This window comes from Mycobacterium sp. E342, from assembly GCF_001667665.1.
Taxonomy (GTDB): domain Bacteria; phylum Actinomycetota; class Actinomycetes; order Mycobacteriales; family Mycobacteriaceae; genus Mycobacterium.
On record NZ_LZJM01000038.1, the window covers coordinates 1 to 6,022 of the forward strand.

Annotated in this window: 3 protein-coding genes; 1 reads left to right on the top strand and 2 read right to left on the bottom strand. The window is 70.6% G+C overall.

The features are described from left to right. On the top strand, positions 1 to 3,168 hold a 3,168-nt coding region (locus A5692_RS02085), incomplete at its 5' end, for an SDR family NAD(P)-dependent oxidoreductase (RefSeq protein ID WP_156765883.1). A gap of 18 nt (positions 3,169 to 3,186) precedes the next feature. Here A5692_RS02085 and A5692_RS02090 read toward each other — a convergent pair. Next, positions 3,187 to 4,359, bottom strand: coding sequence for a PPE family protein (locus A5692_RS02090; RefSeq protein WP_068051550.1), 1,173 nt, complete (start codon positions 4,357 to 4,359; stop codon positions 3,187 to 3,189). Positions 4,360 to 4,454: 95 nt separating this feature from the next. After that, a complete protein-coding gene (locus A5692_RS02095) occupies positions 4,455 to 5,663 on the bottom strand; it encodes a PPE family protein (RefSeq protein WP_068051552.1) in 1,209 nt (402 codons plus the stop codon). Positions 5,664 to 6,022: the final 359 nt, after the last annotated feature.

Sequence of the window (6,022 nt, forward strand, 5' to 3'; positions counted from 1 at the left end):
ACGGCATTCTCGGGCCTGGCCGCGGCGCTCGTGGGCGACGTGGACGCGGGCACGGTGCTCGCCGAGGTGGCCCTTCCCGGTGCGATCCGTTCGCAGCAGTCGGGCTACGCCGTTCACCCCGCCCTGCTCGACGCCTGCTTCCAGTCGGTCGTCGTCCATCCCCGGGTGCAGGAGGCGGGCGCGGGCGGCCTGCTGTTGCCGGTCGGTGTGCGCAGGTTGCGCAGCTATGCCTCGACGCGCAATGCGCAGTACTGCCTCGCCCGGGTGACGTCGTCGGGCCCGGGCGAGTGCGAGGCCGACCTCGACGTGCTGGACTCGGCCGGAACCGTGCTGTGCAGGATCGAGGGACTGCGGCTGGCCGGAGGGGTCTCCGAAGAGGAGCGGTCGCACCGGCTGCTCAACGAGCGGTTGCTGACCATCGAATGGGAGCCCCGGCAACTCCCGGACCCGCCCGGCGGCGAGCCGGGTTCGTGGCTGTTGCTCAGCGCCTGCGACGTGGCGGACCCGGTGACCGCCCAACTGGGCGAGGCATTGAATTGCGATGGCGCCCAATGCGCCACGGTGTCCTTGCCGCTCGGCTCGGTGGAATCGGCTCGGTTGCGCGCGCTGCTGTCCGGCGCCGCCGAGCTGCCCTCGAATGGGCACGGGCCGCTGAAGGGCCTCACCGGTGTCGTCGTGGTGACCGCGCCGGGGGCCGGCGGCGCCGACGAAACCCGTCGCGGCCGGGACTACGTTTCGCACCTGGCGGCCATCGCCCGTGAGCTCTCCGAGCTGCCAGGCGAGGCGCCCCGGCTTTTCGTGCTGACCCGCAACGCCGCGACCGTGGCCGCCGGCGACGTGGCAAACCTCGAGCAGACCGGGCTGCGCGGACTGCTACGGGTGATCGATTCCGAGCATCCGCACCTGAGCGTCACGCAGATCGACATCGACGCGGCGACCGAACCCAAACATGTTGCGCTGCAGTGTAAGAGCGGATCGGAAGAGGACGAGACCGCGTGGCGCGACGGCCGGTGGTACACGGCGCGGCTGCGGCCCGGTCCGTTGCGTCCGGCCGAACGGCGCAGCACGGTCGTCGATCACGGGCGCGACGGCGTGCGCCTGCAGATCCGCACCCCGGGCGACCTCGAATCGCTGGAGTTCGCCGCGGTCGACCGCGTGCCGCCGGGGCCCGGGGAGATCGAGGTCGCGGTGGCCGCGTCCACCATCAACTTCGCCGACGTGCTGGTGGCCTTCGGCCGCTATCCCACCTTCGAGGGCTACCGACAGCAGCTGGGTGGGGACTTCGCCGGTGTGGTGACCGCCGTCGGGACCGGCGTCACCGAACACAAGGTCGGCGACCGGGTCGGCGGCCTGTCCCGGAACGGATGTTGGGGCACCTTCGTCATCGCCGACGCCCGGCACGCGGTCACCCTCCCGGACGGCATGCCGCTGGACGACGCGGCGGCGGTGCCCACCGCGGCGGCGACGGCGTGGTACGGCCTGCACGACCTGGCCCGCATCGCGCCGACCGACAAGGTGCTCATCCACTCCGGCACCGGGGGAGTCGGGCAGGCCGCCATCGCGATCGCCAGGGCCGCGAGTTGCGAGGTCTTCGCGACGGCGGGCAGCCCGCAGCGCCGGCAACTGCTGCGCGACATGGGGATTGAGCACGTCTACGATTCGCGCAGCACGGCGTTCGCCGACGAGATCCGCCGCGACACCGGCGGGTACGGCGTCGACGTGGTGCTCAATTCGCTGCCGGGCGCCGCGCAGCGCGCGGGCATCGAACTGCTGGCCTTCGGCGGGCGGTTCGTCGAGCTGGGCAAGCGCGACATCTACGGCGACACACGCCTGGGGCTGTTCCCGTTCCGCCGGAACCTGTCGTTGTTCGCGGTCGATCTGGCGCTGCTGACGTTCAGCCACCCCGAGACGGTCCGTCGCCTGCTGACCACCGTGTACCAACGCACGGCCGACGGCGAGCTGCCGCCGCCGCGGACGACGCACTACCCGATCCACGACGCGGCCGCCGCGGTCCGCCTGGTCGCCGCCGCCGGACACACCGGCAAGGTAGTGCTCGACGTGCCGCGCGGGGGACGGACCGTGGCGGCGGTCCCCCCGGAGCAGGTGCGGCCGTTCCGCGCCGACGGCGCCTACGTCGTCACCGGCGGCCTGGGCGGCCTGGGCCTGTTCCTGGCCGCCGAGATGGCCGCCGGCGGCGCCGGGCGCATCGTGCTCAACTCCCGCTCGGCACCCGACGCGCACGCGCGCCAAGCCATCGAGCGGATGCGCGCCGGCGGGGCCGACATCGCGGTGGAGTGCGGCGACATCGCCGAGCCGGGCACGGCCGAACGCCTGGTCACATCCGCGGGTGCGACCGGGCTGCCGGTACGCGGGGTGCTGCACGCGGCCGCGGTCGTGGAGGACGCGACGTTGACCAACGTCACCGACGAACTGATCGACCGGTGCTGGGCGCCGAAGGTCTACGGTGCCCGGCGCCTGCATCTGGCCTTGCAGGAAAGGCAGGCCCGCGAGCCGCTGGACTGGTTCTGCGCGTTTTCCTCGGCCGCCGCCCTGGTCGGCTCCCCCGGGCAGGGCGCCTACGCGGCGGCCAACAGCTGGCTGGACGCGTTCGCGCACTGGCGCCGCGCCCAGGGCCTGGCGGGCACCGCGATCGCGTGGGGCGCGTGGTCCGAGGTCGGGCGCGCCACGGCCCTGGCGGAAGACGCCGGCATCGCGATCACGCCGCCGGAGGGCTACCGCGCGTTCGACACCCTGCTGCGCTACGACCGGCCCTACTCGGGCTACGCGCCCATCATGGGGACGCCGTGGCTGACGTCCTTCGCGCAACGCAGCCGCTTCGCCGAGGCGTTCGGATCGGTGGCCCAGGGCAGACCGGACACGGGCAAATTCCTGGCCGAACTCAACGCGCTGCCCCGCGAGGAGTGGCCCTCGGCCATCCGCCGGCTGGTCTCCGGCCAGCTCAGCCTGTTGCTGCGGCGCACGATCGATCCCGACCGTCCGCTGTCCGACTACGGCCTGGACTCGCTCGGCAACCTGGAGCTGCGAACCCGGATCGAAACCGAAACGGGTGTGCGCGTCAGCCCCACCAAGATCACCACGGTGCGTGATTTGGCCGAGCACCTGTGCGACGAGTTGGCCGCTTCCGAGACCGCGTCGTCGGCGTCCTGACCGCGGCGGAGAGTCGATTTAGCCGCCGGAAGTCGGACGGGGCATCTTGAATGTGCGCCGCCCGTTGCGCAGGACGGGCACCCCGGTGGTTCCCTGCCCCGGCCGCGTAGGCGGTACGCCGCCAAACGTGCTCGCGGGCGAGTGGGCCTGGGACGGGGCCGTCGCCCGAAAGCTGGCTTCCCGCACCGGCACCGGGCCGCTGCTGACGGGGTTGGCGGTCACCCAGTTCTGGGGGACCGACAGTTTGCCGACCGGCGCCGCCCCGCCCATGTCCGCGAGCACCGGACCGCGCACGCCCGCCGAGCCCGCCGCCTCCGAGACGGTGGCGGCGCGAGGAACGGGGACACCGGCGGGGCCCGATTGGATGTCGGAGCGGTAGAGGCCCGTCCCGCCGCTCATGCCCGAGGTTTCTGTGCGGCTGAAGGCCGCGCCGAGATTCGCCGGTCCAGTCAGGTTGTTGAAGTCACTGAATGCGGTGAGTATCGACGACTCCGCCGAAGCGGACGCCGGCGTGGTACCGGGGCTCGAAGCGCTCGCTGCCGAGAGTGTTTGCAGCTGTTGTGAAACGGTTGGCGCCAGTCCAGCCACCGTCGTCTGAGCATGTCCGGCGGTCGAGGTGCCCGTGGCTTGGGCGACCGCGGCCGCCTGGCCGGATTGCCCGGCGCCATTCGTGGTATGTGGCGGCGGGGCGAACGGCGTCAGCGCGGTCGCGGCAGAAGCGGACGCGGCGTAACCGTACATCGCGGCGGCGTCCTGCGCCCACATCTCGGCGTATTCGAGCTCGGTCGCCGCGATCGCCGGTGTGTTCTGGCCGAAGAAGTTGGTGGCGACAAGAATCGCCAGCCGCGTGCGGTTGGTGACGATCATCGCCGGAGGCACCGTCGCGGCGAATGCCGCCTCGTAGGCGGCCGCCGCCGCTCGAGCTTGTGCTGCCGATTGCTCGGCGAGCGTCGTCGTCGCCGAAGCCCATGCCACATACGGTGCGGCGGCGGTCGCCATCGCCATAGCCGCACCGCCCGACCAGCTTTGGCTTAAATCGGCGACCACCGAGGTGTAACCGATCGCATATGACTCCAGCTCCGCGGCCAGTGCGTCCCAGGCCGCTGCGGCCGCCATCATAGGTCCCGCACCGGGACCGGAATACATTCTCGCCGAGTTCATTTCGGGCGGCAGTGCCCCGAAATCAAACATCCAACTCCCTTTCCTGGCCGGGTGTCAACCGTCGCGCGGGTCTCGCGCAACAAATGATTTGCGGTTTTGTGTGCGCTGACGAGCGCGATTCGCAGCTAGCCGCCCGCCGAAGGTCGCGGCATCTTGAATTGGCGTGGCGTCACCCGCAACACATTGTTGACCGAGGGACGTGACAACAGCCCGGAAGACGATGCCCCGGCACTCGTTGCCGGTACTCCGTTGAACATGTTGGTCGGCGGCCCTTCGTGCCAGGACGGCCCACCGTCGAGCTCGGTGTCCGACAGCCAGTGCGCATCGGCAACCGTGACGGCCGCCGGATTCGTCGTCGCCCAGGTCTGTGGAACGGACAGTCTCCCCACCGCCGTGGCATTGCCCGTACTGGCGAGCACCGGCGGGCGTAAGCCGGCCGAACTCAACGCCGCCGTCTCACTGCTGACAGCGGGGGTGGCCGCCGCCTTGGCGGCGTCTTTACCGGCCTGGATGGAGGACCGGTATATCCCGGTGTAGCCGCTCATCGCCGAGGTGCTGGTGCGACTGAAGTTGGAGGCCAAGCTCGCCGGGCCGGTGAGGGTATTGAAATTGCTGAATGCGGTCAGTACCGACGACCCCGCTGAGGTGGGGCCTGCCGAGGAGGCCGAGGCACCTCCCGACGCAAGGGTTTGCAACTGTTGTGGCACAGCCGATGTCAGTTGCGACAGGGTGCCCTGGGCGTTCCCGGCCGCTGAGGTGCCAGTGGCCTGGCCGACCGCCCCGGCCTGTGCGGATTGCGCGCCGGCGTTGGTGGTCTGCGGCGGCTGGTTGAACTGCCGCAGCGTGGTCGCGGCCGACGAGGTCCCGGCATACCCGTACATCGCGGCGGCATCTTGCGCCCACATCTCCTCATACGCGGACTCGGTCGCCCCGATCATCGCGGTGTTCTGTCCGAACACGTTCGTCGCCACCAGCGCCCGCAGCTGGGCACGGTTGGTCGTCACGAGTGCCGGTGGCACAGTGGCGCCGAGGGCGGCCTCGAAAGCCGCCGCGGCCGCCCGGGCCTGGCTTGCGGCCTCTTCGGCCCGCATGCCCGCATCGGCCACCCACGCGACATAGGGCGTGGCCGCGCCGGCCATCGCCGCCGACGCGCCGCCAGACCAACTGTCGCCTTGCAATCGTGCTAGCACAGAGGTGCAGCCACGCGACGCCGATTCCAGCCCGTTGGCCAAGACGTCCCACGCCGCGGCCGCCGCCAGCATCGGTCCGGAGCCAGGGCCGGAATACATTCGGCCCGAATTGATCTCGGGCGGCAGTGCCCCATAGTCAAGCATATGGTCCCCCTTCGTCAGCCGGTCGCGGGCAGCGAATCTCGCGGCGCGTCCAGCCCCGCGGATCGGCCGAGATCGCGGGATCCCACAGGACTCAGCCGACACGGCGGGCACGATCCTGGGCAATGACCAAATGAATGGCCGGTTATCTTTCGCGTCGTGGCCGCCGCACAAATGGACTGGATTGTTCCGAGGGGCCGTCGCCCGTCGGCGATGACGGCGAATTATCGCGGTCCCTGGCGCCATCGCGCCTTGCCAATTGCGGATCTGCCGCATTAGCAACGTGGTTTACCTACTTCGCAGTTAAACCGAATTGCGCGCATTCGGCAACGCGAATCACTCATTTACAGGAGATTTCCAGC